The sequence below is a fragment of the Enterobacter sp. EGD-HP1 genome, from assembly GCF_000733275.2.
In the GTDB taxonomy this organism is placed as follows: domain Bacteria; phylum Pseudomonadota; class Gammaproteobacteria; order Enterobacterales; family Enterobacteriaceae; genus Enterobacter.
This window is the reverse complement of the sequence record NZ_AVOP01000033.1, coordinates 257,776-274,185: the sequence shown is the minus strand read 5'-3', so window position 1 is coordinate 274,185 and position 16,410 is coordinate 257,776. Positions and strand designations below refer to the sequence as shown.

Sequence of the window (16,410 nt, the reverse complement as noted above, 5' to 3'; positions counted from 1 at the left end):
ATCAGATCCCCCACTTTGGAATCGGATGGTCGCCCATGGAGATGCAGACGTTCTTCATCTCCGCGAACACTTCGAAGCTGTACTCGCCGCCCTCGCGGCCGGTGCCGGAGGCCTTCACGCCGCCAAACGGCTGGCGCAGGTCGCGCACGTTCTGGGTGTTGACGAACACCATGCCCGCTTCGATGCTGCGCGCCAGGCGGAGCACCTTGCTGACGTCCTGGGTCCAGATGTACGACGCCAGGCCGTACTCCACGTCGTTCGCCAGGCGCAGGCCTTCCGCTTCGTCCTTAAACGGCAGCAGGCAGGCCACCGGCCCGAAGATCTCCTCCTGCGCCACGCGCATGCGGTTGTCGACGTCCGCCAGCACGGTTGGCCGCAGGAAGTTGCCGCCCTTCAGGTGCGCAGGCAGATCGCCCGGCTTGTCCGGCCCGCCCGCCAGCAGGGTCGCGCCTTCTTCAATGCCGAGCCGGATGTAGCCGGAAACTTTCTCCCAGTGCTGTTGGCTGATGAGTGCGCCAATCTGGGTGTTCGGATCGGTCGGGTCGCCCACGCGCAGGCGGTTGGCGCGCTCGGCAAAACGCTTGACGAATTCCGGGTAGATGCTCTGCTGGATAAAGATGCGCGAGCCTGCGGTGCAGCGCTCGCCGTTGATGGAGAAGATGGTGAACAGGGCGGCATCCAGCGCGCGCTCGATGTCGGCATCTTCAAAAATCAGCACAGGGGATTTGCCGCCCAGCTCCATGGAGTATTTCTTCAGCCCGGCGTTTTTCATGATGTTGCGCCCGGTGGCGGTGCCGCCTGTGAAGGAGACGGCGCGCACGTCATGATGGCGCACCAGCGCGTCGCCTGCCGTGGCTCCATAACCCTGCACCACGTTCAGCACGCCTGCCGGAATACCCGCCTCCAGCGCCAGCTCGCCCAGGCGGTCGGCGGTCAGAGGGGAGAGTTCGGACATCTTCAGCACCGCGGTGTTACCCAGCGCCAGGCACGGCGCGACCTTCCAGGTGGCGGTCATAAACGGCACGTTCCACGGCGACACCAGCGCGCAGACGCCCACCGGCTGCACCAGGGTGTAGTTGAGCATCTTGTCGTCGACCGGGTAGGTTTTGCCGTTCATCTGCTGGCACACCTCGGCGAAGAACTCGAAGTTGTGCGAGGCGCGCGGAATAAGCACGTTTTTGGTCTGGTGGATCGGCAGGCCGGTGTCGGCGGTTTCCATGGCGGCGATCTCGGGCACGTTCTGGTCGATCAGGTCGCCCAGACGACGCATCAGGCGCGCGCGCTCCTTCATCGGCAGGTTAGCCCACTTCGGGAACGCCTCTTTGGCGGCGGCAACGGCCTGATGAACCTCAGCTTCACCGCCGGCGGCGACTTCTGCCAGCACCTCGCCGGAAGCCGGGTTGGTGGTGTGGAAGTACTCGCTTCCGGCAACGTTTTTACCGTTGATCCAGTGGTTAATCTTTTTCATTTTGCAGTCTCCTCGCTGACAATTCGGTTCACCAGGCGCCCCACGCCCTCCACTTCTACTACCACTTCATCCCCCGGTACCACGTCGGACAGCCCCTTCGGCGTGCCGGTGGCAATCATGTCGCCAGGCTGCAGGGTCATAAAATCGCTCAGGTATGCAATCAGGAACGGAATGCTGAAGATCAGATCCGCCGTGGTGCCTTCCTGACGCAGCTCGCCGTTAACGAAGGTGCGCAGGGCGAGGTTGTGCGGGTCGGGAATGGCTTCTTTCGGCACGATGTGGGGGGAAATGGGGGTCAGCCCGTCGCGGCTTTTCACCCGCAGATTCGGGCGGTAGTAGTTCTCCAGGTAGTCGCGGATGGCGTAGTCGTTGCAGACCGTATAGCCCGCCACGTAGTCCATCGCCTCGGCTTCACTAACCTTACGCGCGGTTTTACCGATGACCACCACCAGCTCCGCTTCGTAGTGCATGTATTCGATATTGTTCGGGCGCACCGACGTCTGGTTGTCGCCGTTGAAGGTGTTTGGCGCTTTGATAAATACCAGCGGCTCGGTGGGCGGCTTGAAGTCCAGCTCGCTGGCGTGATCGGCATAGTTCAGGCCGAGGGCAAACAGCGTGGGGTGCGGATGCGCGCCGTGGGCGATAGCGACGTCGCGTTCATCCACCACCGGGTTCTCCAGCGCCGGAAAACCTTCCGCCAGGATACGCACGCGATCGCCCGGGCGCAGCTCAACGCGGCTTTGCGGGGTACCGAGCAGGATCGCATCGCCGGGATTGAGGGTGGCGAACTCGCTCAGGGCGCTCAGCAGTTCGGCGGCGCTGCGCTGAAGATCGGCCGTGTTCCAGTGGTCCGCTTCGCGACCGTTAATCTCGGTGATGATGGTCAGGCTATCCACGTTATCAATGGCGACAGGTTCGCCGAGCGGGCAAAATCCGTCCCGGCATTTGGCCTTGATGGCCGGGCGGTAGAAGCTCTCTTCCGGCAGGCTCACCTCGTTGGCCAGCGCGTATCCCGCGATGTAGTCCGCGGCGTCCTCCACGCACACTTTGCTGGCGGTTTTGCCCACCACCAGCGCCACCGTCGCGCCGCTGAGCACCGTTTCCCCCCGCGGGAAGGGGATCGGCTCGCCTGCACGGATCACCGTGTTATGCGGCTTGATAAACCACACGGCTGTTTTCGGCGGCGTGGTGTAGGGGGCTTTTTCAAACGCCTCACGCCAGGCTTCATGCTGGCTTCGATGGTTGAGGGCGACGGCAAAAACGGTACCTTTCATTCACATACTCCTCAGCCCGGTGGTCCGGGTTATGATTTCGTTAATATGTTAATGATCTGGTTTTATGCTTTTGCTGTTTATTTCGCAATCAGAAGTGAAAAATTTGTGATATGAATAACAATAAATTTACATGTTGAATTTTATTTATATTTAAATCATATGGTTAATAAAATTTAATGGTTTCTGTTAGACTTTTTGACGGAAAACCTGTTGTTTATAAAAGCATCTTTTAGTGATTGTTTACTTGTTAATGATGTGAAGGGGAGAGGCTATGCATGATTCATTAACCATCGCGCTGCTGCAGGCGCGGGAAGCGGCGATGTCGTACTTCCGCCCGATCGTAAAGCGCCATAATCTGACCGAGCAGCAGTGGCGCATTGTGCGCGTGCTGGCTGAGCATCCGTCGATGGATTTTCACGATCTGGCGTTTCGCACCTGCATTTTGCGCCCGAGCCTGACCGGTATTCTGACGCGCATGGAGCGCGACGGCCTGGTGCTGCGCTTAAAGCCGGTGAACGACCAGCGCAAGCTGTACGTGTCGCTGACCAAAGAGGGGAATGCGCTGTATGAACACGCCCAGGCGCAGGTCGAAGAGGCGTATCAGCAAATTGAGGCGGAATACACGCCGGAGAAGATGAAACAGCTGACGGCGCTGCTGGAAGAGTTTATTGAACTCGGAAACCGGCATAACGCAGCGCGGGAAGAAGAGTAAAAACCCCAAATTCCAGGATGATTTTCGTAAAGTTTTCTCTTTCCAGGCCGAAAATTCTGTATCTGTCTGAGGAAAGAGAAAACATGTTAAACCGTATCAAGATTGTCACCAGCTTAATGCTGGTTTTAGCGATATTTGGCCTTTTACAACTCACATCCGGTGGTCTTTTCTTTAATGCCCTTAAGAATGACAAAGAGAATTTCACCGTCCTGCAAACCATTCGCCAGCAACAGTCCACGCTGAACGCCAGCTGGGTCGCGTTGCTGCAAACCCGTAATACCCTGAACCGTGCGGGTATTCGCTACATGATGGATCAGAGCAATATCGGCAGCGGCGCGACCGTTAACGATTTGATGCAAATCGCGTCTACGTCTCTGAAACAGGCGGAAAAGAACTGGGCTGCCTACGAAGCCCTGCCGCGCGATCCGCGTCAAAGCGATGCGGATGCCATGGAGATCAAGCGTAACTATGATATTTACCACGGCGCGCTGGCGGAGCTGATTCAGCTGCTGGGTGCAGGCAAAATCAACGCCTTCTTCGACCAGCCGACCCAGAGCTATCAGGACGGTTTTGAGAAGCAGTACGTGAGCTACCTGCAGCAGAACGACAAGCTGTACGAAACGGCGGTCAAAGACAGTAACAGCTCTTACACGCAGGCTATCTGGGTGCTGATCAGCGTCCTGATTGCCGTGCTGGTGGTGATTGTGGCCGTCTGGCTGAACATCAAGCAGACGCTGATCTCTCCGCTGAATCGTCTGATCGACAACATTCGTCATATCGCCAGCGGCGACCTGGTGAAGCGCATTGAGGTTCAGGGCACCAACGAGATGGGTGAACTGGCCGACTCGCTGCGCCATATGCAGGGTGAGCTGGTGCGTACCGTCGGCGACGTGCGTAACGGCGCGAACGCTATCTACAGCGGCGCGAGCGAAATTGCGATGGGCAACAACGACCTCTCCTCCCGTACTGAACAGCAGGCCGCTTCCCTGGAAGAGACCGCTGCCAGCATGGAGCAGCTGACGGCGACCGTTAAGCAGAACGCCGAAAACGCCCGTCAGGCGAGTCATCTTGCGCTGAGCGCCTCTGAAACCGCGCAGAAAGGCGGCAAAGTGGTGGATAATGTGGTGCAGACCATGCGCGATATCGCGGGCAGTTCGCAGAAAATTGCCGATATTATCAGCGTGATCGACGGCATTGCTTTCCAGACCAACATTCTGGCACTGAACGCGGCGGTAGAAGCGGCGCGTGCGGGCGAGCAGGGCCGTGGCTTTGCGGTGGTGGCAGGTGAAGTGCGTAACCTGGCCCAGCGCAGCGCCCAGGCGGCTCGTGAAATCAAGAGCCTGATTGAAGACTCCGTGGGCCGCGTGGAAGTCGGCTCGACGCTGGTGGAAAGCGCCGGTGAAACCATGGGTGAGATCGTGAATGCGGTAACCCGCGTAACGGACATCATGGGTGAAATTGCGTCTGCGTCTGACGAGCAGAGTCGCGGTATCGATCAGGTCGGCCTGGCGGTCGCGGAGATGGATCGCGTGACCCAGCAGAACGCCTCGCTGGTTGAGGAATCAGCCGCAGCGGCGGCCGCCCTGGAAGAGCAGGCGAGCCGTCTGACGCAGGCCGTGGCGGTGTTCCGCATTCAGCAGGAGCAGATGAAAGCGCGCGAATTCGCTGCGGCTAAAGCGGTTTCCACGCCCGTGATGGCGCGTAAAACCGCGACGGCCGATTCAGGCGATAACTGGGAAACGTTCTAACTCGGTGCGTTGTGCCGGGTGGCGGCTACGCCTTACCCGGCCTACGTTTCGTGGTTTTGCCGGATGGCGGCTACGCCTTACCCGGCCTACGGTTCGTGGTTTTGCCGGGTGGCGGCTACGCCTTACCCGGCCTACGTTTCGTGGTTTTGCCGGATGGCGGCTACGCCTTACCCGGCCTACGTTTCGTGGTTTTGCCGGGTGGCGGCTGCGCCTTACCCGGCCTACGGTTCGTGGTTTTGCCGGGTGGCGGCTATGCCTTACCCGGCCTACGGTTCGTGGTTTTGCCGGGTGGCGGCTGCGCCTTACCCGGCCTACGGTTCAGGGTTTTGTAGGCCCGGTAAGCGCAGCGCCACCGGGCGATATTACAGAGGCAGGCGCATGGCGCAGCGCGTTTCATACGCTAAGCCGTGCGCTGCTTCTTCTTCACGTTTTTCACGCAGTTCGGGCGTGAGTTCAGTGACGTATTCAAATCCCAGCTTTGCATAGAACGGCGCATTCCACGGTACGTCCAGGAACGTCGTCAACGTCAGCGACGCCAGCCCCAGCGTGCGGGCATGGTCTGCCGCGCAGGCGATGAGTTGCCTGCCGATCCCTTTTCCCTGCCAGTCCAGATCAACCGAAAGTTCGACAATAAACAGTGATGAAGGATGGGCCTCGGCAAGGATAAACCCGACGGGCTGGTCGTTCGCCAGCGCCACCCAGCTTAGCCCACGTTCGACATACTCAAGGTGCTGCTCAGCGTAAATGACCTCGCCGTCGGCAAGCCAGGCGAGATCCGGGCTTTCACGAAAGCGCTCGCCCGCCGCGCGTTCAATGGCGGGCAGGGCGATAATGTCGTTGAGGGTGGTGGGGCGAATGCGAATATTCATGGCGGGAAGTATAGCCTGACCCGTCGACACTATTCCGAGCAGATCAGCACCGGCGAGTAAAAATTGCTGATCACCAGCGCGTCTTCCGGCGTGCGCTCTATCGTCAGAAGCCTTTTATTGCCCAGCGTCAGGCCCGCGACGTACTTTTCAAAGACGCCTGGCGGCATGGCATCGTGGCTAAAACGCTCCACTTTTTGAATGACAATCTCATACAGCTCGCCCTCCACGTGACGCCATTTAAACATTTCCTGGCGGGAAACCTCCCAGCTGCGCGGTGCATTCACCACGCTGCCGTTTAGCGTGATGTACCCCGTTTTGTCGGGATGAAAACGCATAATGATCTCGCCGTCAAAGGTGAAGTCGTGGCTGTCGCGCCTGTCGGAGAAGGTCAGGTTTCCATCGCAGGCTACCGAGAGCGGGGGCGTGTGGAAGTACCACGCCAGCGCGGCGCCCAGCAACAGCAGGTTCAGGATCAGAATTAGCCAAACTTTTTTGTGTCTCATATCACCACTCGTAATAGTAAAGCGTACGACAGGCGCTGGCTTTACCCCGCGTGAGCGAACATTGGGAGAGTACCAGCCGCCCTTCGTGGCCGTAGAAAAGCGTTCTCTGAATGTGCATGTAGAAAATGGAATTTTTCAGGCACGGAAGATGGCCGTCCTGCTGAAGCGTCTGCGCCAGCCCAATCGCCTTCTCATGGAACACGTCCGCCAGCGGCGTAAAGGTGTAGACCGGACAGGTGCCGATATGGGTCAGCAGGTGGATCTCCCTCTGCGAGTTTTCTGGCTTGATGAGCGCGATCCCGATGCACAGCGCGACGACGACCAGCGTGAGTGCGCCGCAGAACAGCCATTCCGGGCGAACGCGCCAGGCAGGTTTCGCCTTTTCGTCGGCCGGTGGGGCTTCCTCAAGCGGGGTGACCGTAACGTCTGCGCTGAGCATAAAGCCCGTTTTCGGTACGGTAACGATAAACAGCTCGTCGGGAAGCAGGGTCGCCAGCATCTTGCGCAGAATGCTGATGTACTGGTTTAAGGAGTTGTTAGACCCCTGGAGCCCTCGCCGATCCCAGACTTCATGCAGAAAGGTTTCCCGTTCGACCACGTTCCCATGATGCTGAACCAGCAGTCTCAGGATGGTATTGGCCGTGCAGGTGAGGACCTGCGCATCCTCATCCGGCGCATTGATAAGAGAAACAGAACCGTCCTCGTCGTTATAGACGATGGCGTCAGCAAGCAGGTATTTCATAAGTTGTTGTAATACAGACAGAGATAACAAATAAAAAGAGAAGGTTTATGCCTTCCGGGCAGCACTGCTGGCTATTTTAACGCCACTGTTACCGATAACATTGATCCAGACAGGATTTTGGGTGGTTTAATAAGTCAGCGTGATAATCACGTCATCAATAAATTCCCCGGTACCGGTTAGCGGCTGTGCCGGGACTTCGCCGTAAACGGTGTAGTTCTGGGTGCCGCCAGCGGGATGGGTGACCTGCAGCGCATCGCCGCTGCTTTGATCCCCCCAGCGTTGCGTGGCCGCCTCATCCTGCCAGAGCCCGTAGCGCAGGCACTGCCCCTCGTTGTTGCAGAGCTGACGCTGATTACCGCTGGCATGGTTGCCTTTGCCCATGGCAAGGGTGAACGCGGTTCCGGCCGGACAGCGCGTGGTGAGGGTGGCGGAGGATCGCGTCGGGCGCAGGGTCGCGGTGCTGGTCAGGGTACCGAAGTTAAGCGGAGTCACGCGCTCGATGTAGCATCCCTGGCTGATTTCGGCCTGCGCGTTGGTGCCGCCCTGCACCTGCTCTCCCTCTGCGGAACCGTCCGAGCAGTTTTGCAGCGCATCCTGACGCATGGCGCTGTGCCAGGCGATGCGCAGATTCATGTTGTAGTTGTAATAGTGGTAGGCCGGAAGCTGGCTTTGCCCTGCCGGAATGGTAGCGATAAGCGGAAAGGTACCGCTGACGTTGGCATTGCTTTCCGCGGCCAGGGTCTGCTGAATCAGGTTCCCGCTGCCGGCAGGCCCCAGCTCCTGAGCGCGCGCTGCGCCGTTAAGCAGGCGGAAGAGGAGGGTGTACTGTTTCCCCTCCTGGTCCCCCGGCGAGATCATCTCAAAGGGCGGGGCGTCTACGCTGCTCAGGCAGACGTTGATATATTCCGTCCTGCCCTCGTTGTCGGCCTGGCAGCTAAATTTTACCTCGGTGTTGACGGAGGTGGCATTGCCCGCCACGACGTTGCCAAAGTTAATGGCGGGCGTAGAGGTTATCCAGCAGGCTGCCGCCATCGCCTTCACGGACAGGACGAGCAGCAATAATAACGGCGCTCTTAATGACACAGCTGTTCTCCGATATTCTGTATAGATGACGCGGTACGCGGCGCCGGAAGCGTGACCCGGCACTCTCCCTCACCGGTCTTCACCATCAGTTCACCTGGCAGGGGCGGATCTTCAAGCCAGATAAAGCCGTCGCGTCCCACGATGGTGGCACCCTGCGGCGTTGATACGACGCTGCCCAGCGGGAGCGGCCTGCCGCGACCGTCGACCAGCCTGGCCTGAACCGTGACGGCGTGATGGACGTTAAAATCGACTTTGACCGCGCTGCTGTTGCCCGGTCTGGCATGCATGTCGGTGACGGGAGCAATCACATCGGCAGGCAGATCGAGCGGGTTAATGCTCACTTTGCTGTTGTGGTAACGCGGCAGGTCGGTCAGCAGGAGATAACCATCCTCATCCGTTTCACCGGCTGGGCGGTTTTCCAGCATCACCGGTACGTGCCCGATGCCGCGCGTAGAGACCAGTGCCAGGCCCTGCTCGCTGTTGCGCAAGGCGTGCAGGCTATTATCCAGCAGCGTCAGGCTGCCTTCGGCTGAGGCATACTGATTACCTACGCTAGCGCCTTGCTCCAGCCCCACATGCCACTCTCCGGCGTGGCCCAGATAGCCCACGTCAGCATACTTTTCCCGGCGTTCACCAACGCTTTGCCCCAGCTGCCATGACCAGCCGCCGGTCCGATCGTCTGGCTGATGGCGATAGTCCATGCGCGGAGAGTCCTGGCTGGCCTGGAGTGAGAGGGTGTCCTGGCGGCCCAACGGGAGAGAGAGCATAAGCTGAACGTTGCTCGACGCGTCCGTAAACGAGCGGGTATAGCTCAGCGTGGCGGAGAGATGCGCCGGTAAAAAAACGGACCAGGAGGCGTTGAGATAGCGTTGTTTGTTGCCCTGAATGTCTTGTTGTACCCAGCCCACGCCCGGCGTACCGACGTGGGAGAATGAATGGCTTAGCCACACGCTATCGCTGCGCCTGACGGGTACGGCACCGCTCATGCGGGCATTATCGGCGAAGGCGGCATCGGTACGCACGGTGCTGGCAGAAATGCCCGTCCCGCCGCCGTTCCACTGCCAGCCAAGGCCCCACTGCATTCCCTGACCGTAGGGGCTGTCGCTCGCCGCGACGTGCTGGCTGATAATGCCTGCGTCGGGGGATATCAACCAGTCAACGCCTGTCCCGAGATTGCGCAGTTTACGCTGCTGCTCCGTATGCAGCGCCAGCGTCAGGTGGTTATTGACCCCATAGCGCCAGCCGGCGTCGAGCATCGGCGACGCGGCGTAGTCGTCGGAGCGCTGGGCGTAGTTTTGCCGCATCCAGCCGATATCCAGCGAGCCGCTGCTGAGCCCTTCGGCCAGCATTCCCGGTGCGCCGTACACGTCGAGCTGTACGGTGCGCCGTACACGTCGAGCTGTACGGTGCGACGCTGGCCGTTGATGTCGGTAATGACCACCTGCGCCTGCCCGCTTCCGGTGAAGGCCGGCAGAGTATCCAGCGTAAACGCCCCCGGCGTCACGCGCTGGCTGCTCTGCTTAAGGCCGTCGATATACAAATCGACCGTGGAAGGCAGCACGGCCGTGTCGCTGTAGCGGCTGCGCGGTTCAGTATTGAGCTGCGGATCGAGTTCAAAATTACGCGCCCAGTGCAGCCCGCCAAAGCGCACCTGCCGACTCCAGCGGGTACCGGTGGTGATGCTGTCGCCCAGCGCAAGGGTAGTCAGCGAATCGGTGTTGTCCCACTGCCAGCGGGTTTCGAGACGCGTGTGGGCAGGTCGACCGGCGCTGTTTTCCTCACCGGCATGGCTTGAAAAGCTGCTGCTGAACGTTCCGGGCAGCAGCCCGGACGCGGTCAGCTGGGTCTGGGCATTCAGCTGGCGTTTACCCTGCGCATCGCTGGTGTAGAGGGCGTAGCCGAGCGTAAACGCGCTGATGGGCTGGGCCTCAGGATAGGCGTACTGCGGGGACGATTTTTCGAACGTCAGATGCTGCTCTCCGGCGAGCGCCTTTGCCTCGGCCGTAATCGCCACCTGCTGGGCAAGCAGGTCGATATCAACCTTCAGGCCCGGCAGGGCAGTGAGTTCTACCCATCCGGCGCGATGGTCCGGGGCGCGGAGCCCCAGTTTTTTGATATCGCTGTCGCTCATCCACAGCGCATCGTCCACCACCCGGCAGGCCCACAGATCCCCTTGCGGGGCGTGATTCACGGTGATGGCCAGCCATTGTACGGTGTTGGCGGGTCCTTCAGTGCGGGCTGACAGCATCAACGGTAGCCAAAGCAGGAGCGCGAGAAGCGAGGGGGCGCAGGGGTATCTGGCTGGCATGGTGGTCATCGTTGAGGTAGACGCGTAACGCGCTGAGCGTATGGCGTGACGCTTGCTTAAGTTTCACAAGGGCGGTCTGTCCCGGCAGTACATAGCCCGCCAGTCCTTTAACCGATCCCGCAACCTGCCCACTGGCCGTCAGGGCCTCAAGATGGCTCAGGCGAATATGGCTTTTTCCGGCGTTATAGCAGCGGATCGTCGCCGGGCTGTCCGCCTGTTCACAGCTCAGGGCATCGTGGCCGACGGGGGCATTCTGGGGTCCGGCAATGAATACCGGAATCGAATAGCGCAGCAGGAAGTGCACCGCATTGGGATTGGCGGCACGGGACGTGGCGTCCGGCAGTTCGTCGATGACCAGCCGGTAACTTTGCTCCTGTGTATGGATGCCAGGCTGCATGACGATAATGCGCACCAGCTGCTGCTGGCCCGGCGCCAGCGCGGTCATCGCCGGGCTGCTGACGACCTCATTGGTGGCGACTAAGACATCCTGACCGTTTTTCTGGGTCCATTCGTACACCCGTATCTGCGCATGAATGGCCGCTTTCCCAGTGTTGCTGAGGGTGACCGCTGTTGCTCTTTGACCGCTTTGCAGATCGAGCGTGACGGGCGCCACCTGCAGCGTGGCGGCCAGCGCGTAGCGTGACAGCAGCGTCAGCATCATGAGCCACAGAATGAGGCAGGGAAGATAGCGACGCACGATCAGTACACCAGGTTTAAGGTGATGTCGTCGCTGTAGGCGCCTGCCTGTGCGGTCGTCAGGGCGCCTGCGTCAATCACGCCATAGAGCGTCTCTTTCTGCTCCTGACCGTTGCCGGTGTCGGTTAGCCCATCGGTGCTGGTGATTTGCGTCTGTTTGCCCTCGTCAGCAAAGAGTTTCCAGGCAATCTTCTGTGCGCCCGTTTCACCGTTTTCCGGCTTCAGCCAGAAGGTGCCGTTCTCGCTGCTGTCGTTGCTGGTGGCGGAGAGAGTGAACGGGGTACCGTTGGTACAGACAATATCGACCTGCGTGCTGGCCTGTATTTCGCTTGATTCATCCGAGCCGTGGCGCGCGAAATTGAGGTCGTTGGCTTTGAGGGTGCACGACTTCACGACCTCAAGTGAGACGTGCATCGTCGCGCTTGCGGTACTGTCTGCGGCGATCGCGGCGGCAGGAAGCAGGAGAGCGGAACAACATACAGCAGTGGTGATAATTTTCATGATCTTATTTCCTGACGTGAGTAACAATGCAATTACAAAGAGAATGACTGAGCGTCCAGCAGGCAGAGTTTTCGATGGAATTCCGCCAGGCTGTGACAGCAAAATTTGTTCATCGCGTTACGCTTGTGGGTGTAGATCGTTTTAGGTGACTTATTGAGAATTTTTGCGATACGAACCGGGCTGAATCCTTTATGTAACAGCATGCAAACCCGCATCTCCTGATACGAGAGCGTGGCGGCGTTTTCGAAGGAAAATGTCGTGTCGCTAAAGCAGCGGCTCAGCTGTGCAAGAGACAGGTTGTCCGCCACCACTTTGACCCGCTCGCTGCGCAGCCAGGCGTTAATGTCGCTGACCCAGGCCGCATCCGTAAAAATCAGCCAGTTCTGTGCGACGGACGCGCTGTGCAGCCGTTCCTGAAGGAGGGTAAGCCCTTGCGGATCAACGCTGTTGATCCAATACATCTCAGGACGGGGTGTAACAGCCATCGAAATCATCGACTGGAGGCCAAGCCATAAAAACGCATTGCCGCTCAGAACGATGACCTGATAGCCAGCATTAGGAATGAAGGGCGTCATTTTTTGCCCCACAGATAGCCCTGGCCGTAGTCGGCCACGCTGGCACGGGCCAGCGCGAAATCCCCTGCGGTTTCGATGCCTTCTATCAGCACCTTGCTGGCGACGCGCTTGCACTGGCGGGTGAGATGCAGGAACTTCGCCTGCTCGATGCGTCCGCTCCAGAAGGTATGTTTATCTATTTTGACGCCGCAGAAGCGGATCTGGCTGGTCAGAAGATCGGGAAGAATGTCTTCGCAGACATCGTCAGCCCACACTTCGATCCCCCACTGATGGAGCGTCGCGATGCATATCCGCAGAGCCCGGCTTTGCGTGTCGTCGAGCTGTACCAGCGTATGGAGGTCGGTGACCTCGATAGCAAGCCTCTCCGGGCAGGGGGTCTCTTCTTTTAGCCTGTCGAGGAAGTCCGTTTCCAGCAGCAAATCCGATGTTGCGTTGAGATAATACTTGTCGCCCGCCTCGCAATACATGGCATGACGAAGCTGCGCAAAGAAGTGCGCCTTACGCTGCGTCGAGGACATCGCGCTAAAATAGTCTTCAAGATCGACGTGGGGCTTTGCCGTGGACAATACCTCCCAGGCAATCACATTTTCGCTGCGCAGTGCCCGGATGGATTCGAACTTATAGCCGGTTAGCATGATAAAAGTGCGTAATGCTCCGTGGTAACTTATGGAGCTGCACATGTTATGGATTTGTCTTTTTGTGGGATATTTATAAATTAAACTGGCTTATATAAAGTGTTTTTGTCTAATTTATAATGATTTTATAGAATTATTTATTTCACAAGTGCCCGGCAGAATGCCGGGCACTTGCGCGTTAGCCTTGCGTACCGACGATTTTGATTTCGACCATGCCAATCCCGATCTCGCGCGGTGAGTGTCCAAGGATATTCCCTTCATTCGTCGACTGCGGTTCTGGCGGCACAATCACCAGCGTATTGCTGCGCGATGGGTTGTCAAAATGCAGCGTGTGCGTGGACACATCGTTCCCGAGCGTCAGCGTCTGCTCCCGATCGCCCACGCGCACTGGTACGGGCTTGTTAGCGTTAGGGCCATACGCTCTGGCGGTGATCACCAGGTCGAACCGTTCCGGCAGGGGATGGGCGTACTCAATTTTCACCTCGTTGCCCAGCTGCGCGTTGGACCATCGCCCCCAGGACTCCGGCCGCGAGATGCCGCTAAACTGCTTCACTTCTTCCGGCGCGCCGGCCACGTTAAAGATAAAGCTGTCTGCCTTATAGCGAATATCGTTATCGACGATTTTCAGCATGTCGACGTTACGCTGATAGCGTGCGGTATCAATCACCGTATCTTTAAACGCGGTTTTGCCTTTCCACTGGGCTTTATCCACGTGCTGCACGGTTTGCTCCCCGCCAAGCTGCCCCTGAGAGACGCACCAGTCGGTAGAAAGCGCCAGTGGCTGCGACCAGAGCTGGCCCATTTTGTAGCACCGGTCAATCCAGACGAAATTATCGCGTGGCGCAAAATCGGCCAGCTGATAGCGCAGCGGCGCGGAGTACTCGCTTTCCGGCAGCGGCTCAACGCGCCCCTCCGACACGCGCACCAGCAGCGGCAGACGGAAGTTGCTGCCCGAGAAGGCAATCGTGTTTTTATCCCGATTGACGGTGAAGTCCTTCATCTCTTTCGGGAAGTTCCAGAGGCGGATGATGTCTGGCTTCCAGGCGAGGATTTTTTCCTTCATGTTGAGGAACACTTCCGACAGGGATTGCCCCGACAGCGTGCTGCGGCCCAGGCCAATAAAGTTGTCGCCGCCCAGAATGTCCAGCACGGTTGCGCCGTTATCCATGGAGTTGCGTTTGGTGGCAATCACCTCCTGCTGCGGCTGATCGCCTCGCAGGACGAAGAACAGATTGCTGCGATCCTGCTTGTTGAGCTGATCCCAGGCGCTGTTTTTCATCGCCAGATGGTCAGACGAGACGACGATGACGGTGTTTTTGAACCAGGGCGAGGCTTTGATTTTCTCGACCAGCGCGGCAATGTGCTCCTGGCTGCAGGTAACGGCGCTGAAAGACTTGTTGTTTTTGCCGTCAACGTCATAGCTTTTTCGCTTGCAGCTACGCGAGACGAACCCGTCCGGGTGGTGGGTGTCCACCGTCAGCGCAAAGAGGGAGAAGCGCTTGCCCGCGCGGGAAAGCTCCTCGAATTTCTTCCACGTTTCGTCGAGTACCGTATCGTCATAGAAGCCCCAGTCGTTACGATAGCTCGGATCGGCAACCGTCGTTTTTAACTCTTCTGAGCCATACAGGTGGTCAAAACCGTGGGATTTCAGGAACACGTCTTTTCCGGCAAAGCGCAGGTTTGCCCCCTGCATAAAATAGTTTTCGTAGCCGGAGTTTTTCAGGATATCGCCGAGGCAAATATTCTGCGGGAAGAACGTCGACATTGAGGCTGAGGCGTTACCTTCAAAAGGCGCGAACAGCGGGATACCGCACTGGGAGGCAACCATCCCGGCAATCGTATAATCCGTGCCGGGCAGCTGCATGGTGTGGCTGAAATCAAGACCTTCATTTTTCAGCGCACCCAGGTCTGGCGTCAGGTTCGGGAAGGCATCGTTATCAAAGTACGTGCGTTCCAGGCTTTCACCGTAGATGTAGACCAGGTTGAGCTTCGGGTTGGCGATCGTTTTTGACGGTTCTTTGTAGTAAGCCACAAAATCAGGATCGCCGTCGCGCGACTGGGATTTCACCAGCTCGGTGATCTGATGGAACGCCGGACTGGCGTCGACGGAGGCCAGCGCCAGGAATAACGCCAGCAGGCTGTAGCCATGATGGTGCGGAAGATGGCGGCGGCGGCGCAGCACCCAGGCCAGCGCGCCAAAAATCGTCACCAGCGCGACAATAATGCCGAGCCCCGGAAGAATGTACTTGCCCACACCCGCGCCCGTCAGGCTGTTCGTCAGCGTGTAGAGCACCGCATCGTTAATACCGTCACCGGTAAAGTAATCGCTGGCGTATAAGGTAATGTTTAAAATAATAAAAATGCCGAGCACCACCAGCGTGGCGATAAACCACCAGGTGTGACGGCCGGCTTTCCAGGCGTAAACGCCGACAGAAGCCAGAAAAAGGATAAGAGACAGGAATTCAGACAACAGCATATCCTCAAAACGCCAGATGGTTCGCTGGCTAACTGTTTATTTTTTGGGTGATACAATGTAATTGCGATGTCGTTCAGCTGCAATTTTAGTGTCACGAAAGTGTGCTGTTGTTAGGATTTGGTTTAGAAAATCGTTTTTATGAAGATGGACACATCCTGACAAACGGACGCTGAGACGGTGGCAACCAGGAAAAACGCTCGTTTAGCGCCGCGCTGCAAGACTATCGCATTAAACGCGGCGTGTTGTGGCAGAAAATGGGATGGATCAGGAGAGGAAATTAACGCCTTGTTTCAGCACCAGATCGCAGGCTTTGGTTTTCACCTGTTTTGCCAGAGAAGAGTTGCCGAGGGTACTCAGGTTCAGCTGCTGGCCGTTTTGCGCGTTAAGCAGGCCCTGAATGCCGTCCATATAGTTGGTGTCCGCCTTCTGCTCCTGGGTATCCAGACCCAGTTTACCCAGCACCTGGTTTTTCACGTTTTGCGCGTCGGTCACGGAGGCCAGCTTTTGCTTCGCGCAATATTCCAGAATCCCCGCCGCGTTGTTCATCGTGCCCGCGCTGAGGCTCTGGGAGCTGTTGCCCAGCAGGCTGGTGAGGGAAGAGGCGGAAAGTCCACCCTGAGAGCTGCTGCTCTCTTTGCTCAGCTCATTTGCCGCGCTTGACAGGGATTCCTGCCAGGACGCCGCTTGCGCTGCGCCGGTCACCAGCAGCGCGCCTAAAAAGGTGCTGATTAAAAACTGTTTTTTCATCATGGCTCTCTCAAAAAGGTCCGTTTTGGGGCGGATGGGGTTCCAGTATATACCTGTACCCGACCGGCGATTC

Annotated in this window: 16 protein-coding genes; 2 read left to right on the top strand and 14 right to left on the bottom strand. The window is 58.2% G+C overall.

Annotated features, from left to right (window positions below; translation table 11 throughout):
- Position 1: 1 nt before the first annotated feature.
- Positions 2 to 1,468, bottom strand: coding sequence for a 5-carboxymethyl-2-hydroxymuconate semialdehyde dehydrogenase (gene hpaE, locus N037_RS18500; RefSeq protein WP_032642687.1), 1,467 nt, complete (start codon positions 1,466 to 1,468; stop codon positions 2 to 4).
- Complete coding sequence (hpaG, locus tag N037_RS18495; RefSeq protein WP_032642685.1) at positions 1,465 to 2,742, bottom strand: 4-hydroxyphenylacetate degradation bifunctional isomerase/decarboxylase; 1,278 nt, start codon at positions 2,740 to 2,742, stop codon at positions 1,465 to 1,467. Before hpaG ends, hpaE begins: the two co-directional genes overlap by 4 nt.
- Before the next feature lie 271 nt (positions 2,743 to 3,013).
- On the opposite strand from hpaG, the gene hpaR reads away from it, so the two are divergent.
- A complete protein-coding gene (hpaR, locus tag N037_RS18490) occupies positions 3,014 to 3,454 on the top strand; it encodes a homoprotocatechuate degradation operon regulator HpaR (protein ID WP_023334396.1) in 441 nt (146 codons plus the stop codon).
- A gap of 83 nt (positions 3,455 to 3,537) precedes the next feature.
- The gene (gene tsr / locus N037_RS18485; protein WP_023334397.1) at positions 3,538 to 5,202 is read left to right on the top strand and encodes a methyl-accepting chemotaxis protein; all 1,665 of its coding nucleotides are present in this window, start codon (positions 3,538 to 3,540) and stop codon (positions 5,200 to 5,202) included.
- Between the two features lie 362 nt (positions 5,203 to 5,564).
- Here tsr and N037_RS18480 read toward each other — a convergent pair whose 3' ends face one another.
- From N037_RS18480 to N037_RS18430, 12 genes are all read right to left on the bottom strand, one after another.
- Positions 5,565 to 6,071, bottom strand: a complete 507-nt coding sequence (locus N037_RS18480) for a GNAT family N-acetyltransferase (RefSeq protein WP_032642683.1) — start codon at positions 6,069 to 6,071, stop codon at positions 5,565 to 5,567.
- 29 nt (positions 6,072 to 6,100) lie between these two features.
- Positions 6,101 to 6,574 carry a hypothetical protein gene (locus N037_RS18475; protein ID WP_023334399.1) on the bottom strand — a complete coding sequence of 158 codons (474 nt, stop codon included), beginning with the start codon at positions 6,572 to 6,574 and terminating at the stop codon, positions 6,101 to 6,103.
- 1 nt (position 6,575) lies between these two features.
- A complete protein-coding gene (locus N037_RS18470) occupies positions 6,576 to 7,316 on the bottom strand; it encodes a winged helix-turn-helix domain-containing protein (protein WP_032642681.1) in 741 nt (246 codons plus the stop codon).
- Positions 7,317 to 7,442: 126 nt separating this feature from the next.
- Positions 7,443 to 8,399, bottom strand: coding sequence for a Csu type fimbrial protein (locus N037_RS18465; protein WP_032642679.1), 957 nt, complete (start codon positions 8,397 to 8,399; stop codon positions 7,443 to 7,445).
- Entirely contained in the window at positions 8,390 to 9,385 is a 996-nt protein-coding gene (locus tag N037_RS25285; protein WP_231686698.1) for a fimbria/pilus outer membrane usher protein, read from the bottom strand. Before N037_RS25285 ends, N037_RS18465 begins: the two co-directional genes overlap by 10 nt.
- A gap of 227 nt (positions 9,386 to 9,612) precedes the next feature.
- Positions 9,613 to 10,707 (bottom strand): hypothetical protein, encoded by a 1,095-nt coding sequence (locus N037_RS25280; protein WP_231686697.1) that lies wholly within the window; start codon positions 10,705 to 10,707, stop codon positions 9,613 to 9,615.
- Positions 10,628 to 11,404 carry a fimbrial biogenesis chaperone gene (locus N037_RS18455; protein ID WP_032642678.1) on the bottom strand — a complete coding sequence of 259 codons (777 nt, stop codon included), beginning with the start codon at positions 11,402 to 11,404 and terminating at the stop codon, positions 10,628 to 10,630. The genes N037_RS25280 and N037_RS18455 overlap by 80 nt, the downstream gene beginning before the upstream one ends.
- Positions 11,405 to 11,406: 2 nt before the next feature.
- On the bottom strand, positions 11,407 to 11,904 hold the full coding sequence (locus tag N037_RS18450) for a Csu type fimbrial protein (RefSeq protein ID WP_023334404.1): 498 nt from the start codon (positions 11,902 to 11,904) through the stop codon (positions 11,407 to 11,409).
- 32 nt (positions 11,905 to 11,936) lie between these two features.
- Complete coding sequence (locus N037_RS18445; RefSeq protein ID WP_023334405.1) at positions 11,937 to 12,479, bottom strand: helix-turn-helix transcriptional regulator; 543 nt, start codon at positions 12,477 to 12,479, stop codon at positions 11,937 to 11,939.
- Positions 12,476 to 13,114, bottom strand: a complete 639-nt coding sequence (locus N037_RS18440) for an EAL domain-containing protein (protein ID WP_032642676.1) — start codon at positions 13,112 to 13,114, stop codon at positions 12,476 to 12,478. Before N037_RS18440 ends, N037_RS18445 begins: the two co-directional genes overlap by 4 nt.
- A 178-nt stretch (positions 13,115 to 13,292) precedes the next feature.
- The gene (gene opgB, locus N037_RS18435) at positions 13,293 to 15,584 is read right to left on the bottom strand and encodes a phosphatidylglycerol--membrane-oligosaccharide glycerophosphotransferase (RefSeq protein ID WP_032642756.1); all 2,292 of its coding nucleotides are present in this window, start codon (positions 15,582 to 15,584) and stop codon (positions 13,293 to 13,295) included.
- Between the two features lie 270 nt (positions 15,585 to 15,854).
- Entirely contained in the window at positions 15,855 to 16,337 is a 483-nt protein-coding gene (locus N037_RS18430; RefSeq protein WP_032642755.1) for a DUF2501 domain-containing protein, read from the bottom strand.
- Positions 16,338 to 16,410: the final 73 nt, after the last annotated feature.

Excerpts from the sequence above, each read along its gene's own strand:
- tsr (WP_023334397.1), top strand. The coding sequence starts at position 3,538 with ATGTTAAACCGTATCAAGATTGTCACCAGCTTAATGCTGGTTTTAGCG.
- N037_RS25280 (WP_231686697.1), bottom strand. The coding sequence starts at position 10,707 with ATGCCAGCCAGATACCCCTGCGCCCCCTCGCTTCTCGCGCTCCTGCTT.
- N037_RS18430 (WP_032642755.1), bottom strand. The coding sequence starts at position 16,337 with ATGAAAAAACAGTTTTTAATCAGCACCTTTTTAGGCGCGCTGCTGGTG.
- hpaE (WP_032642687.1), bottom strand. The coding sequence starts at position 1,468 with ATGAAAAAGATTAACCACTGGATCAACGGTAAAAACGTTGCCGGAAGC.
- N037_RS18445 (WP_023334405.1), bottom strand. The coding sequence starts at position 12,479 with ATGACGCCCTTCATTCCTAATGCTGGCTATCAGGTCATCGTTCTGAGC.
- N037_RS18480 (WP_032642683.1), bottom strand. The coding sequence starts at position 6,071 with ATGAATATTCGCATTCGCCCCACCACCCTCAACGACATTATCGCCCTG.
- N037_RS18440 (WP_032642676.1), bottom strand. The coding sequence starts at position 13,114 with ATGCTAACCGGCTATAAGTTCGAATCCATCCGGGCACTGCGCAGCGAA.
- N037_RS18475 (WP_023334399.1), bottom strand. The coding sequence starts at position 6,574 with ATGAGACACAAAAAAGTTTGGCTAATTCTGATCCTGAACCTGCTGTTG.
- N037_RS18470 (WP_032642681.1), bottom strand. The coding sequence starts at position 7,316 with ATGAAATACCTGCTTGCTGACGCCATCGTCTATAACGACGAGGACGGT.
- hpaR (WP_023334396.1), top strand. The coding sequence starts at position 3,014 with ATGCATGATTCATTAACCATCGCGCTGCTGCAGGCGCGGGAAGCGGCG.
- N037_RS18450 (WP_023334404.1), bottom strand. The coding sequence starts at position 11,904 with ATGAAAATTATCACCACTGCTGTATGTTGTTCCGCTCTCCTGCTTCCT.
- N037_RS25285 (WP_231686698.1), bottom strand. The coding sequence starts at position 9,385 with ATGAGCGGTGCCGTACCCGTCAGGCGCAGCGATAGCGTGTGGCTAAGC.
- hpaG (WP_032642685.1), bottom strand. The coding sequence starts at position 2,742 with ATGAAAGGTACCGTTTTTGCCGTCGCCCTCAACCATCGAAGCCAGCAT.